This is a genomic window from Gallaecimonas aegicerasi (assembly GCF_045291545.1).
In the GTDB taxonomy this organism is placed as follows: domain Bacteria; phylum Pseudomonadota; class Gammaproteobacteria; order Enterobacterales; family Gallaecimonadaceae; genus Gallaecimonas.
The window spans coordinates 1,142,811-1,159,759 of the sequence record NZ_CP149514.1 but is presented as its reverse complement, the minus strand read 5'-3'; the positions used below and the strand labels follow the sequence as shown (position 1 = coordinate 1,159,759).

Genomic DNA, 16,949 nt, shown 5'->3' with positions numbered 1-16,949 from the left:
CGCATGGGCTTTATTCAAAAATTCATTTTACCCAAAGAGATGGATCTGGCCGCCGCGCTGCTGGAACAAGCCTCGGCAACCCGCAAAATTGTCCATGATTTGCATGGCGCGTACATTCTGCACCAGGAAGAGGCCTTTGCGGCGATCATCAACGACACCAGCGCCACCCGTGAGCTCAAAGAACGCAATATGAAAGAGCTGCTGGATGTGTTTATTGCCCCCTACGATAAAGAGTCAATTTTTCGCATCATCACCCAGCTGGACTGGATCGCCCTGAGCGTAAAGCACTTTGTGATTGAAGTGGACGTTTACCACAACCGCCAGGAGCTGGATGTGTATCACGATATCTTTGCCCTGCTTAAGGAAATGGCCAGCCTGCTCGAAGAAGGGGTAAAGCAGTTACGTAACAAGGCCCTGCCCCAGGTCGGCCCCATTCACGACAAGTATGACCGGCTGGTGGAATACCGTGCCCATCATATTGCCCAGTTGCTGGAACAGGACGACATCAAGCACATCATTATTCACAAGGATATTTTGGCGCAGTTAAAGGAAGTGGCCAAACGTATGCAGGTTACCGCCAATACCCTGGAGGATATGGCTATCAAGGTCATGTAACTGTGCGAAAGCGCATAAAAAACCCCGGCATATAGCCGGGGTTTTTTAATACTGTGTGCTTAGGCTTTATGTTGCTTGGCCAGATACAGCCAGGTATCAACAACGGTGTCAGGGTTCAGCGACACCGAATCAATGCCCTGCTCCACCAGCCAGGCGGCAAAGTCTTCGTGATCTGACGGCCCCTGGCCGCAAATGCCCACATATTTGCCACGTTTTTTCGCGGTTTTGATGGCCATTTCCAGCAGTACCTTGACCGCCTCGTTACGCTCATCAAAAAGGTGAGCAATGATGCCGGAGTCGCGATCCAGGCCCAGGGTCAGCTGGGTCAAATCGTTAGAGCCGATGGAGAAGCCGTCAAAGTGATCCAGGAACTGGTCAGCCAGCAGGGCGTTGGACGGCAGCTCACACATCATGATCACTTTCAGGCCATTGTCGCCACGCTTGAGGCCCTGCTCTGCCAGCAACTCAATAACCTGGCGGCCTTCTTCAACGGTGCGCACGAAGGGGATCATGACCTCGACGTTGGTCAGGCCCATGTCGTTACGCACCCGCTTGATGGCCTCACATTCCATGGCAAAACAGTCACGAAATTCCGGGCTGATGTAACGGCTGGCACCACGGAAGCCGATCATCGGGTTTTCTTCATGGGGTTCAAAGGCTTCGCCGCCAAGCAGGTTGGCGTATTCGTTGGACTTGAAGTCCGACATCCGCACAATCACCCGCTCCGGGCTGAAAGCGGCGCCCAGGGTGGCAATACCTTCGGCCAGCTTGCTGATGTAAAACTCGCGGGGGCTGTCGTAGCCGGCCATCATCTGGCGAATTTCCGCCTGCAGGCTTTGTGGCTGGTCCGCCAGATTCAACAGCGCCTTGGGGTGTACGCCGATCATCCGGTTAATGACAAACTCTACCCGCGCCAGGCCAATACCCGCGTGCGGCAGGCGGCAAAAATCAAAGGCGCGGTCAGGGTTACCGACGTTCATCATGACTTTTATCGGCAGCGCCGGCATTGTGCCCACGTCTGAGGTTTCGACAGCAAAATCAAGCTGGCCGTCATAAATAAAGCCGGTGTCACCTTCGGCGCAGGAAACCGTGACCGCCTGGCCGTCTTTGATACGGTCAGTGGCATCGCCACAGCCCACCACCGCCGGAATACCCAGCTCACGGGCAATAATGGCGGCGTGGCAGGTACGGCCACCGCGGTTGGTAACAATAGCGCTGGCGCGTTTCATGATCGGTTCCCAGTCCGGGTCGGTCATGTCGGTAACCAGTACGTCGCCGGGCTTAACCATGTCCATGTCTTTGATGGAGTCCAGCACCCGCGCAGTACCGGCGCCAATTTTATGGCCGATGGCCCGCCCTTCGGCGACCACGGTGGATTTTTCCTTGAGGCTGAAGCGCTCCAGGGTATTGCCCGTTTCATTGGAACGGACGGTTTCCGGGCGCGCCTGCACGATGTACAGATTGCCGTCGAGGCCGTCTTTGGCCCACTCGATGTCCATCGGCCGGCCGTAGTGTTTCTCGATGATCATCGCCTGTTTGGCCAGCGCTTCGACTTCCGCGTCGGTGATGGAAAAGCGCAGCCGCTCGGCGTCAGCAACGTTTTCAATTTTTACCTGCTTGCCGTGGGCTTGGTCACCGGAATAGATCATCCGCTCCATTTTCGAGCCCAGGGTGCGGCGCAAAATGGCCGGGCGGCCTGCTGCCAGGGTCGGCTTGTGCACGTAAAATTCGTCTGGGTTCACGGCGCCCTGCACCACCATTTCACCAAGGCCGTAAGCCGAGGTAATAAACACCACTTTGTCGAAACCGGATTCGGTATCGATGGTGAACATCACCCCGGAGCTGGCGATGTCCGAGCGCACCATGCGCTGAATACCGGCCGACAGGGCAACGCCTTTGTGGTCGTACCCCTGGTGTACCCGGTAGGAAATGGCCCGGTCATTAAACAGCGAGGCAAACACATGCTTGATGGCTTCCATTACCGCATCGATGCCGCGCACGTTCAGGAAGGTTTCCTGCTGGCCGGCAAAAGAGGCGTCAGGCATGTCTTCGGCGGTAGCGGAAGAGCGCACCGCAAAGGACACCTCGTCACCGTGCTCGCCCGTCAGTTGCTGGTAGCTGTCACGAATAGCGCTGTCCAGAGCGCTGGGGAACGGGGTATCAATAACCCACTGGCGGATCGTTTCACCGGCTTGGCTGAGGGCCGTGACATCATCTACGTCCAGGCGGTCGAGAATGTCATAAATTCGGGCGTTCAGGCCGCTTTGCTCCAGAAACTCATTAAAAGCATGAGCGGTGGTGGCAAAGCCTCCCGGCACCTGCACACCGAGGCCAGAAAGGTGGCTGATCATCTCGCCCAGCGAGGCATTCTTACCACCTACACGATTGACATCGCTCATGCCCAGGTCTTGGTACCAGAGAACATATTCTTGCACGGTGAAAACTCCCTAAGTTATTCCGGCTGAAGGGTTTGTGCTGAGACGCTAGGCCATTCTACACTGCCGCCCAGCGGCCGGTAAAACGTTTGTCTCGGCTGTGGTAAACGGTTAACAAAAGGCCCCATCATGGAAAGACATGTGTATTTCGTATCGGACGGCACCGCCATCACCACTGAAGTGTTCGGGCATGCACTTTTGTCGCAGTTCCCGGTAAAGTTCCGGCAATTTACCGAGCCTTTCGTGGGAAATGTTGCTCAAGCCGAGCGCGTTACCGAAAAGATCAATCGTAGTTTTATTACCACAGGCCAACGGCCGGTGGTCTTCCATACGATTGTTGACGCGACACTGCGCACGCTCTTTGAACAGAGCGATGGCATCAGCTACGACATTCTCTCCACCTTTGTTTCACCGCTCGAAGCGCAGCTGGGGGTTAAGGCCGAACCGAAGATTGGCCGCTCGCACGGCATGATGGATAACGCCTACCAGCACCGTATCGATGCAGTGAACTATGCCCTGGATAACGACGATGGCGCCGTAACCAAGCACTATGACCGCGCTGACATCATTCTGGTGGGGGTATCACGCTGCGGCAAAACCCCGACCAGTTTGTATCTGGCACTGCAATACGGCATCAAGGCAGCCAATTACCCCTTTACCGAAGAAGACATGGACAACCTGCGGTTACCGCTGGCGCTCAAGGAGCACAAGCACAAACTCTATGGGCTGGTAATTGACCCGGATCGGCTGGCACAGATCCGCCATGAGCGGGCGCCGGGCACCCGCTATGCGTCACTGCGCCAGTGCCGCATTGAAACCAAGGAAGTGGAGCTGCTGTTTAAAAAGGAGCGCATTCCCTACCTCAATACCACCCGTCACAGTGTCGAGGAGATCAGCGCCCATATCCTGCAGGATACCGGCCTGGAGCGGCACAAGTATTAAGGCCAGAGATCAGCGGGGGCGTACTGCGGCGCCTGCCCCTGCTGCTCGGCCTGATGCACCAGGGCCGCCAGGTGGCGATTCACCGGCGCTTTAAGGCCCAAGTGTTCAGCCTGCTCGGCGACCCAACCGTTCAGATAATCCACCTCGGTTGGCCGTTTGCCGGCCAAGTCGTCATAAAGCGACGAGCGGGCATTACTGTCCATGGCTAATAGCCCTTTGGCCAGTTTCTTAAAAAGGCTGTCAGGCATTTCCAGCACCCGCGGCAGCCAGGACGGTGGCGCACCGGTCAGCCGCGCCGGGCTGATGCTGAGCTTGGCAAACACCGCCAGCGCCTCACGCTGCGCCGCGGCCAGTACCTGCCGGTAACCACGCGTGGACAACTCTTCGACCAGTGGCAGGCCGCAAAGGCCATTGATGGCATTATTGAGATTGAGCAGCAGCTTACCGGCCAGTATGGGCGCCATATCGGCCACCACTTTGGCATGCCAGTAAGGGGCAAAACTGGCCAACTGCTCAGGCACCACTACCTGGCCGCCGGTGCCCTGATGCAGCAGACCGGCGCCAAGCCATTGCAGGTTAAACGGCACCATCAACGGATACACCGCGCAGCCGGTCAGCGCCTTGACCTGCTCAGCAGCCCCCAGGCCATTTTGCGCCACCATGATGGCCGGGCCATGCTGCCACAGTGCGCTCAGGCTACTAATCAGGGTTTGGGTGTCCTGGCGTTTGCACGCCAGGATCACGTAATCAAAGGCCTCGTCAGTGCTTGCCACAACCTTGGGCTGCGCCAGCGTCAGTTCAGCGCCAAGGCCGGTGATCGCCAAACCGCCGCCCAGGCGAACCTGGGTAGCGGCGCGGCCAAGAAAGGTGACATCCATGCCTTCGGCGGCCAAGGCCGCCCCCAGCCAGCTGCCTACGGCGCCAGCACCAGCAACCAGAATTTTCGTCTTATCGATGATCACGCCTATAATGCCGCTCAATCATTTTCCTCAGCCTAACAGAGTCATGGCTGAGGCAAGAACAGGATATTCATGACATTGTTCGCAGATCCGGCACCCCTGCCAACTCCCGGTGCCCTGAAAGCCGAGCTGCCACTGACCGGCGCCGAGCGTATTGGCCAACAGCGCCAGCAAATCAAGGCCCTGCTCGACGGTGACGACGACCGCTTACTGGTGATCATCGGCCCCTGCTCTGTTCACGATCCGGCCGCCGCCCTGGAATATGGCCAGAAGCTGGCCACCCTGGCAGCAGAGCTCAGCAGTGAGCTGCTGGTGGTGATGCGCACCTACTTTGAAAAACCCCGTACCCGCCACGGCTGGAAAGGCCTGGTTTATGATCCGGCAATCAACGGCCGCTTTGATACCGCAGAGGGCCTGTATCAGGCTCGTAAATTATTGCTGGCCCTGCATCAGGCCGGCTTGCCGCTGGCAACGGAGTTTCTCGATTTAACGACCGGCCATTACTGGCTGGATCTGGTCAGTTTCGGGGCCATTGGTGCCCGCACCACCGAATCGCAGGTACACCGTGCCCTGGCCTCAGCCTTGCCCTGCCCGGTGGGCTTTAAAAATGGCACCGATGGTAATGTCCGTATTGCCGTCGACGCCATTCGCGCTGCCGCCGAGCCGCAGCCGCTGTTTGCCCCGGCCGACAATGGCCAGTTGCAGGCGCTAAGCAGCCACGGCAACCGTTACTGCCAGCTCATTCTGCGCGGTGGTGCCCAGCCCAATTATGATGCCGCCGCCGTCAACGACGCCTGTGCGCAACTCCGCCATGCCGCCCTGCCGGAACAACTGCTGATAGATTTCTCCCATGGCAATTCGCGCAAGGACCATCGCCGCCAGCTCGATGTGGCTGCCGATATTTGCCAGCAGCTGGCCAGTGGCGAGCAGCGTATCAAAGGCGTGATGGTGGAAAGCTTTTTGGCAGAAGGCAGCCAGCCAGCCGGGGAGTCAGCCAGCCTGGTGTATGGCAAATCCATTACCGACGCCTGCCTGAACTGGGATGACAGCGCCGCACTTTTACAGCGGCTGGCCGAAGCGGTTAAGCAGCGCCGCGGCTAAAAACCGAACACCAGTGTCAGCACCACAATGGCCAGCAGGTTCAGCCACAGGCCGGTGCGCATCATCACCCGCTGCGGCACCATGCCGCTGCCAAACACAATGGCATTGGGTGGTGTTGCCACCGGCAGCATAAAGGCGCAGGAAGCCGCCAAGGCTATCAGCACCGCCATGCTTTGCACCGGTAACCCCAGCGCCCCGGCAATGCCGCCAAAAAGAGGCACCAGCAGGGCCGCACTGGCGGTGTTGGACGCCAGCTCGGTCAGAAAGACCACGAAAGCGGCAATCAGCCCGTACAGCAGCCACACCGGCGCCCCTGTAGTCAGGCTTGACAGGCCATGGGCCAGCCAGGCGCTGGTGCCGGTTACTTTCAAGACCGCCGACAAGGTCATGCCACCACCAAATAACAGCAATACGCCCCAGTCCACATCCCGTTCAATGGCCTTCCACGATGACAGCCCCAATGCCCCCACCAGCACCGTTGCACTCAAGGCCACCAGCGCATCAAAGTCTTTGATCCCCCCCAGCGCCTTGGAGAGCAGCGACGAGAAAATCCAGCACAATACCGTAGCAGCAAATACAACCATGGTCAGTAACCGCCCCCGGCTCCACTCAAATGCAACGCCTTGTTGTGGTTCGCTACGGGCCGCCAGGGCCGGACGTAACTGCCAGAACAATACGCCCCATGCCAGTGGCAACAAAATCAGCATCAATGGCAGGCCAAGAGCCAGCCAGTCATCAAACTGGTAGCCCAGATAGCCAGCAGCAATGGCATTAGGTGGGCTCCCCACCAAGGTGCCCATACCGCCCAGGCTCGCCGAATAAGCAATCCCCAGCAGTACAAAGATACGGGTGCCGGGGCTCGGTGCCGGCTCCATGCCACTGAGTAACCCCAGCGCCAGGGGCAGCATCATGGCGGTGGTAGCCGTATTGGAAATCCACATGGACAAAAACGCCGAGGTGATAAACAACAGCAGCACTGACAGCCACACCCGGCCACCGGCAAGGCGCATCACAGCGCTGGCCATGGCTTTATCCAGGCCCTGCTCTTTGAGTGCTGAAGCCAGGGCAAAGCCGCCCAGAAACAGAAAGATGATCGGGTGGGCAAAATTGGCTAGCGCCTCTTTTACCGGTAATACCCCCAGCAGCGCCGCCAGTACCGGCACCAGCAAGGCGGTAATGGTGACCGGCATCGCTTCGGTCATCCACAGGGTGCCAGCCAGTAACAGCAGAGCCAGGCCGGCACTGACCTGCGCGCCCAGCGGCGCCATCACCACCAATACCACAGCAACCAGCAGCGCCATGACCGCAAGCATTTTTGTCATTGTTTTTCCCTGGTTTTTTGTTCTTCAGGCAGTGTGGCAAATTCCCTTCAGCAGAGCCAGTGCAGAAAAAGTAGACAATTACAAAATCACCGTGTTACAACACTAACACACCAACACGGAGACAACCTGTGCAACAACAATGGGATAACCAAAGGCCCATCTACGAACAGCTGGCCGAGCAACTGGTCACCGCTATTCTTGATGGCCGCCTGGCTGCCGGCGACCCAATACCCAGCGTGCGGCAACTGGCCGGTGAGTTGCAGGTCAATCCGCTGACAGTACAGCGGGCCATCAGCCAGCTGGCCGACCAGGGTATTGTTGAGCGGCGCCGCGGTGTCGGCAGTTTTGTCGCCCAACAGGCGCAAATGCAGCTGCGCAAGCAAGCTCGCGACAATTTTGTCAGCCATACCTGGCCACAGATACTCGAGCAGATCCGCCGCCTGGAACTGGATACCGCGCCACTGATAGCGCAAATGGAGAATTTAGATGGATAACTTGATTGAAGGCCGCCAGCTACAAAAGCGCTTTGGCAGCAAAGTGGTACTGGATGGCGTCGATTTGAGCATTGGCCGCGGTCAGATTGTTGGCCTGGTGGGCATTAATGGCGCCGGTAAAAGCACCCTGCTCAACGCCATTCTCGGGCTCTTGCCAGTGAGCGGTGAGCTTAGTGTACTGGGCCAAAATCCCATGCGTCACCGGGCCCACCTGCTGGAAAGGGTTGCCTATATTTCTGACGTCGCCTCCCTGCCCCGCTGGGCCAAAGTTAACCAGCTCCTTGACTACATGGCTGGCGTTCACCCCCGCTTTGACCGCCAGCGCTGCCAGGCGCTGCTGGCAAAGACCCAGATCCCGCCCAAAGCCAGGGTCAGCAGCCTTTCCAAAGGCATGGTGACACAACTGCACCTGAGCCTGATCATGGCTATTGATGCGGAACTGCTGGTGCTGGACGAACCGACGCTGGGGCTGGATGTGGTGTATCGAAAAGGCTTCTATCAGCAGCTACTGAACGACTTTTTTGACCATCAACGTACCTTGCTTATTACCACCCATCAGGTAGAAGAAATTGAACACATGCTGACCCGAGTGTTGTTCCTCCATGGCGGTAAACTGGTACTTGACTGCGACATTGATGCGGTTGCCGGCCATTACACCGACCTTTTGGTCGACCGCGACAAACTCGAGCAGGCCCGGGCATTGGGGCCACTGAGCGAACGCACCACCCTGGCTGGCCAGATACTGACCTTTGAACAAAGCCCGGAACAGCTGCGCCAGCTGGGCCAGTGTCAAACGCCGTCACTGGCCGATGTTTTTGTCGCTAAAGTCGGGAGGGCTGCCTGATGAATACCTTCATTACGCTGGTACAAAAGGAATTGTGGGAAAACAACCGTACCCTGTTGTGGCTCCCGGCGGCGCTGGTACTGGCCTTATGGGCTTTTTGGGCCTGGCTGCTACTGGCCTCACATCAGCCGCCGGCCGGTGCTGGTGTGCACATTAATGGCAGTGATCTGCTCAAAGTGCTGGCCCTGCCGTTTTTCATTGCTGCCGGGCTCAGCGCCATTACCTTTTGCGGTAATACCCTGCTCGATGAGCGCCGCGACCGCGCCATCCTGTTCTGGCGCTCTTTGCCGGTCAGCGATCTGACCACCGTCGCCAGTAAGGTACTGGTGGTGATGTTACTGGTACCGGCCATCGCCATGCTGGGTATCGTTCTGGCAGCACTGCCATTGTTGGTGGTCGGCCCTTATTCGCTACCGGCGCTGATACACAGCTGGAGCCAAATTGCCGGGCATTTATTGTGGTTGTCACTGTTAATGGCCCCCTTTTATGGTGCCATTATGCTGCTAAGTGCCAGCACTCAGCGGCCATTGCTGTGGATGCTGTTATTGCCGGTACTGCTGTACATCGCAGAAAGCCTGCTGTTGGGAGAGCACCCGGCAAGCAAGCTGATTTTCGGCCACCTGCTAGGAGAAATCATGCTGGTTGCCAGCAGCCTGGCCAGCGACCCGATTGTCAGCCAGAGCCTCACCGCCGGCAGCGCCTTGCTGCAACACACCATTACCTCCTTACTGGTGGGCCTGGCCATTGCCCTGGTGCTCTGGGGGAGCTGCGCCGAGATAAGGCGCCGCCATCTGGCCTAAAAAAAAAGCCGCCCTGATGGGCGGCTTTTTTATGGCGCTTAACAGCTTATTCCGGTGCTTCGAGGGACTTTTTCAAGGCCTTGAGGAAGCGGGCGGCTTCGCCACCGGTACAGGCCTGGTGGTCCATGGTCACCGACAGCGGCAGCATCTTGCGGTTTACCGCTTTGCCGTCACGTACCTGGGCCACTTCATAGCTGCGCCCGGCACCCACAATGGCCACCTGCGGCGGCGTGATGATCGGGTTGGCGTAGCGGCCGGCAATGGCACCGAAGTTGGACAGAGTGATGGTGGCGTTTTTCAGCTCGTCCTGCGGAACGCGGCGTTCTTTGACGTCACTGATCATTTTGTCCAGCCCTTCGCGCAGACTCTTGGCATCACGGTTGGCAATGTCACGCAGCACCGGCACGTACAGGCCGTGCTTGGAGTCAACGGCAATACCCAAATCAACGTGGTCGTAGAGACGACGGCTGTAAGTGCTGGCATCAAAATGGCTGTTCAATGCCGGCTCGGCGGCACAGGCGTCACTCATGGCCTTGATAAGGCGAATGGTCGGATCTTGCCCCTCGGCCCAGTCAGAGATGTCGGCATCATCTGACAGGGTCACCGGCACCACCGTATCGGCAGCCTGGCGCATGGCATCGGCCATGGCGCGGCGGGCGCCTTTGATGATTTCGTTCTTGGACAGGCTGTCGTCGGCTTCGAAGGCTTTTTGCACGTCAGCGTCGGTGACAACACCGCCGTTACCGCTGCCTTTGAGATCTTCGATATCAACACCCAGCTTTTTGGCCAGTACGCGGGTAGACGGCAAAGCCTGGATCTTTGAGCCGGCTACCGGCGCCAGGGTATTACCGGCGGTGAAGGTATCGTCGCCACCGGCCACGGCGCCGTGGGCATCCACTTTACCCACCACGGTACCGGCGTCTTCTTCTTCGCCTTCAAACCCGACCAGCGGCTCGCCGGTGTGGATCACATCGCCGGCGTCACCAAACAGTTTGGCGATGGTACCTTTCATTGGCGACGGCACATCAACAATGGCTTTGGCCGTTTCCATGGAAGCCAGCACCTGATCGACTTCCACTTCGTCGCCTACCTTCACATGCCATTCAACGATTTCGGCCTCGGGCAAGCCTTCGCCCAGATCGGGCAATTTGAAGTATTTCATGCGCTGTGCTCCATGACTTTTTTCACTTCCTGAATGATGTCTTCAGGGTGGATCTGGTAATACTTTTCGTTTTTGTAGTACGGCATGGTGACGTCATAGCCTGCCACCCGGGCAATCGGTGCCTTCAGGTCAAACAGGGCATGTTCGGCCACGCCGGCGGCGATTTCAGCACCCACACCGAAGCTCTTGCAGGCTTCGTGAACGATGCACAGGCGGCCGGTTTTGCGTACCGAATTCAAAATGGTGGCCATATCCAGCGGCTTGATGGTGGCCAGGTCAATCACCTCGGCGCTGATACCCTGCTCGGCCAGCTGTTCGGCGGCGATCAGGGTTTCGTTTACCTGCGCGCCCCAGCTCACCAGGGTGATATCGTTACCCGGGCGCAGGATGTAGGCCACATCCAGCGGCAGTGCCTGGCCGTTATCCACCACTTCGTGCTTGACGGTACGGTAGATACGCTTGGGTTCAAAGAACATCACCGGATCGTTGCTGCGAATGGCAGCCAGCAGCAAACCGTAAGCCCGCGCCGGGCTGGATGGGATCACCACCCGCAGCCCCGGTACATGGGCAAAGATGGCTTCGACGCTTTCGCTGTGGTGTTCCGGTGCGTGGATAAAACCACCGTACGGGGCCCGGTACACCAGCGGCATGGTCAAGCGGCCACGGGTTCGTGAACGCATCCGCGCTGCCTGACAGATAATTTGCTCCATGGCCGGGAAGATAAAGCCCTGGAACTGGAACTCAGCGACCGGGCGTACCCCTTGCGAAGCCATGCCGACAGTCAGGCCACCAATCAGGCCTTCAGCCAGTGGCGTATCCATCACCCGCTTGAAACCAAACTTGTCTTTAAGGCCAACGGTGGCACGGAAAACACCACCGTTAGTACCGATATCTTCACCGAGACAGACCACGTTTTCATCGCGCTCCATCTCGTGATGCAGGGCCATATTGACCGCTTCGAGTAAGGTCACTTTTGACATCAGTGGCCCCCTTCCATACGCATGGCCTTGGCGATCAACGCCTCACGCTGGCTGGCCAGCGGCTCGGCCAGTTGCTCGTAGTGGTAGTCCATCATTGCTTCCGGTGGCTCTTTGGTGGTGGCCAGGTAGGCGTCTACCGCTTCTTGAACCTGTTTGTTGCACTCGGCCTGCCAGGCCAGTTCTTTGTCTTCGCTCCAGACGCCCTGGTTGTGCAAGTATTCACGCAGGCGCTTAACCGGCTCACGTTTCCAGGCGGCGTTAACTTCTTCGGCGCCGCGGTAGCGGGTGGCGTCATCAGCAGTGGTGTGATCTGACAGACGATAAGAAACCGCCTCAATCAGCGTGGCCCCTTTACCGCTGCGGGCGCGCTCAAGCGCATTTTTCATCACATCAAAAACGGCGATGATGTCGTTACCGTCCACTTGTACGCCGGGAATACCGGCACCAATGGCTTTTTGTGCCAGGGTCGGCGCGCCACACTGAATGGCCCGCGGTACCGAGATGGCCCACTGGTTGTTGTTGATCACAAACACACAAGGCAGTTGCCAGGCACCGGCACAGTTGATGGCTTCCAGGAAGTCCCCTTTGGAGGTACCACCGTCACCAATGGCGGTCACCGCTACGCGCTTTTCGCCGCGCAGCTTAAACGCCGCCGCCACACCGGTGGCGTGAGTGCATTGAGTAGCAATAGGTACGCAGATGGGAAAATCCTGCGACAAGGCACCATCGGTACGATTAAAGTAACTGCCTTGCTCTGAGCCACCCCAATACAGCAGGTTGTGGGTCATGCTGGCGCCACGCTTGAACATGGTCGGCATATCGCGGTAGTACGGCACATAGACGTCTTCGACGTCCATGGCACTGCCCACCCCAATGCCTACTGCTTCTGCGCCCAGGTGTGACGGGTAAGTGCCCATCTGGCCGGTGCGTTGCAAGGCGATGGCTTTTTTATCATAGGTACGGACCAGCACCATGTCCTTGTAGAACTGGATCAACAAGTCCAGATCATCTGCCCAGGCTGGCAGGGGCTGAACCACGTTGCCTTCTTCATCCAGGTAACGCACCTGAGTGATAGTTGACTTTGACGTAAAGGTCATACTCAAACCTTATTAACTGGACCTCAGTTGAGGCCACTCCCCCATTGAATAAAACTGCTGGGACTTTACCTTTACGTAAACTTCCTTTCAACAGCAGTCTGTCGCATATCAGACCAGTAACCTGTAAAGCCCGCTACACAGGCGGGCGCCAGCGGTCAGTCAAGTTCTGTACGGGTTACCAGCAGACAGGCCCGTTGCCCTACTGCCACCTTGGCATTGGGGAAAATCACCGCCTCTTCCGGTAATTCAACGCGATGCTCGGTAGTGCCGTCGGTCGCCAGCAGGTGGCCTTTTTTGAAGGCCGTAAAGTTTTCCAGATCATCCCCGAAGGTGAACTGAAACTGCTCACTGTCTTTGTTGATCACCCGGCTGATGCGGTACAGGTTGAGCACGGACGGATCGTAATCCGCCAACGCCACCGTCGGCTGGCTGACCAGTTCTGCCAGGGTATCGGCCGCAGCAGCAAAGCGGCGCATATCATTCTGGCCAAAGGGCCGCACCTTGCCCAATTCCACCGTAAAGCCATGGGCGGCACATTCATTGGTAGAAAAATAACTGAAGGTGGTGGTGGGACTTTCAGATAACAGCACAGTGTTAACACCGCACTTGGCCAAAAACATGATTTGTTCTTTACTGCGCGGCGCCCCGTGCAAGAAGGGATAGACCACAAACTTTTCATGTTTGGAGCCGCGAATGGCGGTGTGCAGATCGTAATGCAGACGTTCGCGGCCAGGCGCCGCGTAAAAACGTCGCACCGCCGCTTCCAGCGCCCTGGCCCGGCGCCGCTCGGCATTGTCGTTGTCACCCTTGCTGTGGGCGCCACTGAACAGGCGGTTGAGGTTTTCCGTTATTTCCCGCTGCCCGGCTTTGATGGCCGGCGGATTACCCAGCAAGATCAGCAGCCGGTGGCTCAGCGCCAGCTGGCCATCAAGAATGGCTTTGACCAGATCGCGAACAATCTCAATGGGCGCTGTTTCATTACCGTGCACGCCACAAGACAGCACAATGTCTTTGCCGCCGGGCTGCGCCGGGGTTAATTGCAGGATACCGGTATCCCACAGCTCGGCACTGACCCCTGCAGCGGTGGTCCATTGTGCCGGTTCGGCGGCATCGGGGTTGGCCAGGGTAAAGGCCAGTAAATCGTTATCAGGGAACATGCTTTCTCCTTGATAAAAAAAGAGGCGCCAGGCGCCTCTTGTGCATTCAGGCCGAAGCCAACCAACGGCCAAGCAGCGTCTGGGCATCAGCCAGAATGGCATCCAGATGTTGCTGGCTGAGAAAGCTCTCGGCGTAGATTTTGTAAATCGGCTCGGTGCCGGACGGACGGGCAGCAAACCAGCCGTTTTCAGTGACCACCTTGAGGCCACCAATAGCCGCATCATTACCGGGGGCATGAGTAAAGGCATCGACGATGGCCTCACCGGCCAGTTGTTCGCCTTCGGCCACATCCGGGCGCAGACGGGCAAAACCGGCTTTCAGTTCCGCGGTAATGGGCGCATCAACCCGCTGATACCAGGTTGGGCCGAACTGGCTTTCAATGATGTCATGGTAATACTGGCTTGGCGTTTTGCCGGTGACGGCCAGAATTTCCGCCGCCAGCAGGCACATGATGATACCGTCTTTATCGGTACTCCAGGGCTTGCCGTCCATGGTAACGAAGCTGCCACCGGCAGATTCTTCACCACCGAAAATGAGCTTGCCGTTGTACAGGCCGTCGACGAACCATTTCACCCCTACCGGCGTTTCCATGAAGTGGCGGCCAGCGGCGCGAGTCACCCGCCCTACCTGGGCGCTGGTAACCACAGTGCTACCAACACCCAGATCGGCCGGCAATGTTGGCCGGTGCTTGAGCAGGTAGTCCACCACGACGGCCAGATAACGGTTGCAGTTCAGCAACCCGGCGTCCGGGGTAACGATGCCATGGCGGTCACCGTCGGTGTCGTTACCCAGTGCCAGATCAAAGTCATCTTTGACAGCAATCAATGGCGCCATGGCGTAAGGGCTGGAGCAATCCATGCGAATTTTGCCGTCATGATCGCAGGCAATGAAGGCAAAGCGGCTGTCAATGCGTTCCTCAACCAGCGTCACATCCAGCTGCCAGCGCGCCTTGATGGCGTGCCAGTAATCAATGGCCGCGCCACCCATGGGGTGAACCCCTAAACGCAGCCCGGCGCGCTTGATGGCCGCCATGTCGACCACCTTGTCCAGGTTGTCGATGTAGTCGGCCATAAAATCAAACAATTCAGCCTTGGGGCTGGCTTTGGCTTTTTCATAGCCCAGCACCTGCACCCCTTCGAGGTTGTCTTGCAGGTAGCGGTTGGCCCGTGACTGGATCACCTTGGTGACATTGGTGTCGGCCGGGCCACCATCCGGCGGGTTGTACTTGATACCACCGTCTTCCGGCGGATTGTGCGACGGCGTCAAAATCAGACCATCAGCACTGCCGTCATGGGCCAAAATGGCATGTGACACGGCCGGCGTCGGGGTCATGCAGCGGTCTTCGTAGCGTACCTGCACGCCATTGGCCACCAGCACCCGCAGCACCGTGGCAAAGGCGGGCGCCGATAAGGCATGGGAGTCCAGGCCAAGGTACAGCGGGCCGGTAATGCCCTGCTCCTGACGGTGGTCTGCCACCGCCTGCGCCACCGCCATCAGGTGTGCTTCATTAAATGCCTTATTCAGGCTGGAGCCACGGTGCCCGGAGGTACCGAACGTCACCTGCTGGGCCGGGTCACTGACATCGGGCTTGAGTGTAAAAAATGCGGTGACCAGCTTGGCCGGATCAATTAACTGATCCGCCGGCGGCATTTTGCCGGCATTGGGGTGCAAAGCCATGCTGAAATTCCTTAAATGTTGTTCACGGTGGCGCTGATAACGGCTTCGTCATAACCCAGCGCTGCCATTACCTGGCTGACAATACTGCGTTTTTTGGCGGTATTGTTATTGGTTACCACCCAGTAAGGACTGCCCTCAATGGCTTTCGGGTTAGTGGATTTACCGGCCTGATTCAGTGCCTCGGCGCTGGTCGCAAAATAGAGCCGATCGCGGCCACGAATGCTCAGCACCACCTTAAAGTCGTCACCATGGCGCTGATGCAGATCCGTCAGCGTCTGAATGAAACGGCCCACGGCACTGTTGGCATCGTGGCTGGCAGGCTGGCTGCTCGGCGCTGCACTGGCTAGCGCCGCGCTGGCCACCGGGGCCTCGCTCGGGGCGGGCTGATTGTCTACGTCCAGCAGGCGGCGCAAAATATCGGAAGCGCTTTCACCTATACGCTGGGTGTTGGATGCAATGTATTGATAGAGATCGTCATCGACGTCGATGGTTTTCATCCTGAGTCCCGGGTCGGGTTGACACTGACGCGATTATACATAGGCGGAAGTGATTTGCATGCCCAGCCGCAGCTTTGCACAATAGCGCCCCCGAAAGGAGAACCCGATGCTTAATTATCAGCAGCGTGGCCAGGGCCCGGACGTGATCCTGGTGCATGGCCTATTTGGCTCACTGGACAATCTTGGCAACCTGGCCCGGCAACTGGAAACACAGTTCCGTGTGACCACCGTGGATCTGCGCAACCACGGCAAGTCATTTCACGATGACACCATGACCTACCCGGCCATGGCCGGGGATCTGATAGCCCTGATGGACCAACTGGGCATCAACCGCGCGCGTTTTGTTGGCCACTCCATGGGTGGCAAAGCCGTTATGGAGCTGGCCCTGAACTACCCGAACCGGGTCGACAAACTGGTGGTGGCCGACATTGCCCCGGTGGCTTACCAAAAGCGCCACCACGATGCTGTGTTTACGGCATTGACCACAGTTGAGCCGAGCGACTACAACAACCGTAAAGATGTTGAGGCGGCGGTCAGCCAGTACATTACCGACCCGGGCGTGCGGCTGTTTATTCTCAAGAACCTGCAAAAAGGGGAAAACGGCTACTACTGGCGGCTCAATGTGCCGGTACTGGCAGCACATTATCAGGATGTTCTGGCGGCGCCCTCAGGCCAGCCCTTTGGTGGCCCGACGCTGTTTATCAAGGGCAGCGAGTCTCCCTATTTAACCGAACAGCACGCCGATACCGTAAAACAGTTGTTTCCGGGGGCCAGCCTGAAGGTCATTCAGGGTACGGGCCACTGGCTGCACGCGGAAAAACCGGCGGTCTTTAACAAGCTGGTGCTGGACTTTTTGAGCTGACACC

The 16,949-nt window shown here is 57.9% G+C and carries 16 protein-coding genes; 7 read left to right on the top strand and 9 right to left on the bottom strand.

Going from position 1 to position 16,949, the window contains the following annotated elements:
• The first annotated feature begins 3 nt into the window (after positions 1 to 3).
• Positions 4 to 615 (top strand): hypothetical protein, encoded by a 612-nt coding sequence (locus WDB70_RS05710; RefSeq protein ID WP_406667490.1) that lies wholly within the window; start codon positions 4 to 6, stop codon positions 613 to 615.
• Positions 616 to 674: 59 nt separating this feature from the next.
• Here the strand turns inward: WDB70_RS05710 and ppsA are convergent, their stop codons facing one another.
• Positions 675 to 3,014: a phosphoenolpyruvate synthase gene (gene ppsA, locus WDB70_RS05705; protein WP_406667488.1), complete on the bottom strand. Its 2,340-nt coding sequence runs from the start codon at positions 3,012 to 3,014 to the stop codon at positions 675 to 677.
• Between the two features lie 165 nt (positions 3,015 to 3,179).
• On the opposite strand from ppsA, the gene WDB70_RS05700 reads away from it, so the two are divergent.
• Positions 3,180 to 3,992, top strand: coding sequence for a pyruvate, water dikinase regulatory protein (locus WDB70_RS05700; RefSeq protein WP_406667486.1), 813 nt, complete (start codon positions 3,180 to 3,182; stop codon positions 3,990 to 3,992).
• Here the strand turns inward: WDB70_RS05700 and WDB70_RS05695 are convergent.
• The gene (locus tag WDB70_RS05695) at positions 3,989 to 4,972 is read right to left on the bottom strand and encodes a 2-dehydropantoate 2-reductase (RefSeq protein WP_406667484.1); all 984 of its coding nucleotides are present in this window, start codon (positions 4,970 to 4,972) and stop codon (positions 3,989 to 3,991) included. The genes WDB70_RS05700 and WDB70_RS05695 overlap by 4 nt on opposite strands.
• Positions 4,973 to 5,023: 51 nt before the next feature.
• On the opposite strand from WDB70_RS05695, the gene WDB70_RS05690 reads away from it, so the two are divergent.
• Positions 5,024 to 6,052 (top strand): 3-deoxy-7-phosphoheptulonate synthase, encoded by a 1,029-nt coding sequence (locus WDB70_RS05690; RefSeq protein ID WP_406667482.1) that lies wholly within the window; start codon positions 5,024 to 5,026, stop codon positions 6,050 to 6,052.
• Here WDB70_RS05690 and WDB70_RS05685 read toward each other — a convergent pair.
• On the bottom strand, positions 6,049 to 7,374 hold the full coding sequence (locus WDB70_RS05685; RefSeq protein WP_406667480.1) for an SLC13 family permease: 1,326 nt from the start codon (positions 7,372 to 7,374) through the stop codon (positions 6,049 to 6,051). The two genes, WDB70_RS05690 and WDB70_RS05685, sit on opposite strands and share 4 nt — an antisense overlap.
• 128 nt (positions 7,375 to 7,502) lie before the next feature.
• Between WDB70_RS05685 and WDB70_RS05680 the strand changes: the two genes are divergently transcribed.
• Genes WDB70_RS05680 through WDB70_RS05670 form a run of 3 tightly spaced genes read left to right on the top strand, consistent with a single transcriptional unit; the run spans position 7,503 to position 9,512 of the window.
• Positions 7,503 to 7,868, top strand: coding sequence for a GntR family transcriptional regulator (locus WDB70_RS05680; protein ID WP_406667478.1), 366 nt, complete (start codon positions 7,503 to 7,505; stop codon positions 7,866 to 7,868).
• Positions 7,861 to 8,712: an ABC transporter ATP-binding protein gene (locus tag WDB70_RS05675; RefSeq protein WP_406667476.1), complete on the top strand. Its 852-nt coding sequence runs from the start codon at positions 7,861 to 7,863 to the stop codon at positions 8,710 to 8,712. Before WDB70_RS05680 ends, WDB70_RS05675 begins: the two co-directional genes overlap by 8 nt.
• The gene (locus tag WDB70_RS05670) at positions 8,712 to 9,512 is read left to right on the top strand and encodes a hypothetical protein (RefSeq protein ID WP_406667474.1); all 801 of its coding nucleotides are present in this window, start codon (positions 8,712 to 8,714) and stop codon (positions 9,510 to 9,512) included. The genes WDB70_RS05675 and WDB70_RS05670 overlap by 1 nt, the downstream gene beginning before the upstream one ends.
• 46 nt (positions 9,513 to 9,558) lie before the next feature.
• Here WDB70_RS05670 and WDB70_RS05665 read toward each other — a convergent pair whose 3' ends face one another.
• The 6 genes from WDB70_RS05665 to WDB70_RS05640 all read right to left on the bottom strand — a co-directional run bounded on the left by WDB70_RS05665 (position 9,559) and on the right by WDB70_RS05640 (position 16,083).
• Entirely contained in the window at positions 9,559 to 10,674 is a 1,116-nt protein-coding gene (locus WDB70_RS05665; RefSeq protein ID WP_406667472.1) for a dihydrolipoamide acetyltransferase family protein, read from the bottom strand.
• The gene (locus WDB70_RS05660) at positions 10,671 to 11,654 is read right to left on the bottom strand and encodes an alpha-ketoacid dehydrogenase subunit beta (protein WP_406667470.1); all 984 of its coding nucleotides are present in this window, start codon (positions 11,652 to 11,654) and stop codon (positions 10,671 to 10,673) included. Before WDB70_RS05660 ends, WDB70_RS05665 begins: the two co-directional genes overlap by 4 nt.
• On the bottom strand, positions 11,654 to 12,751 hold the full coding sequence (pdhA, locus tag WDB70_RS05655; RefSeq protein ID WP_406667468.1) for a pyruvate dehydrogenase (acetyl-transferring) E1 component subunit alpha: 1,098 nt from the start codon (positions 12,749 to 12,751) through the stop codon (positions 11,654 to 11,656). Before pdhA ends, WDB70_RS05660 begins: the two co-directional genes overlap by 1 nt.
• 155 nt (positions 12,752 to 12,906) lie before the next feature.
• On the bottom strand, positions 12,907 to 13,908 hold the full coding sequence (astE, locus tag WDB70_RS05650; RefSeq protein ID WP_406667466.1) for a succinylglutamate desuccinylase: 1,002 nt from the start codon (positions 13,906 to 13,908) through the stop codon (positions 12,907 to 12,909).
• Between the two features lie 46 nt (positions 13,909 to 13,954).
• Positions 13,955 to 15,586, bottom strand: a complete 1,632-nt coding sequence (pgm, locus tag WDB70_RS05645) for a phosphoglucomutase (alpha-D-glucose-1,6-bisphosphate-dependent) (RefSeq protein WP_406667464.1) — start codon at positions 15,584 to 15,586, stop codon at positions 13,955 to 13,957.
• A gap of 11 nt (positions 15,587 to 15,597) precedes the next feature.
• Positions 15,598 to 16,083, bottom strand: a complete 486-nt coding sequence (locus WDB70_RS05640) for a replication initiation regulator SeqA (RefSeq protein WP_406667462.1) — start codon at positions 16,081 to 16,083, stop codon at positions 15,598 to 15,600.
• A gap of 106 nt (positions 16,084 to 16,189) precedes the next feature.
• On the opposite strand from WDB70_RS05640, the gene WDB70_RS05635 reads away from it, so the two are divergent.
• Positions 16,190 to 16,945: an alpha/beta fold hydrolase gene (locus tag WDB70_RS05635; RefSeq protein WP_406667460.1), complete on the top strand. Its 756-nt coding sequence runs from the start codon at positions 16,190 to 16,192 to the stop codon at positions 16,943 to 16,945.
• Positions 16,946 to 16,949 lie beyond the last annotated feature (4 nt).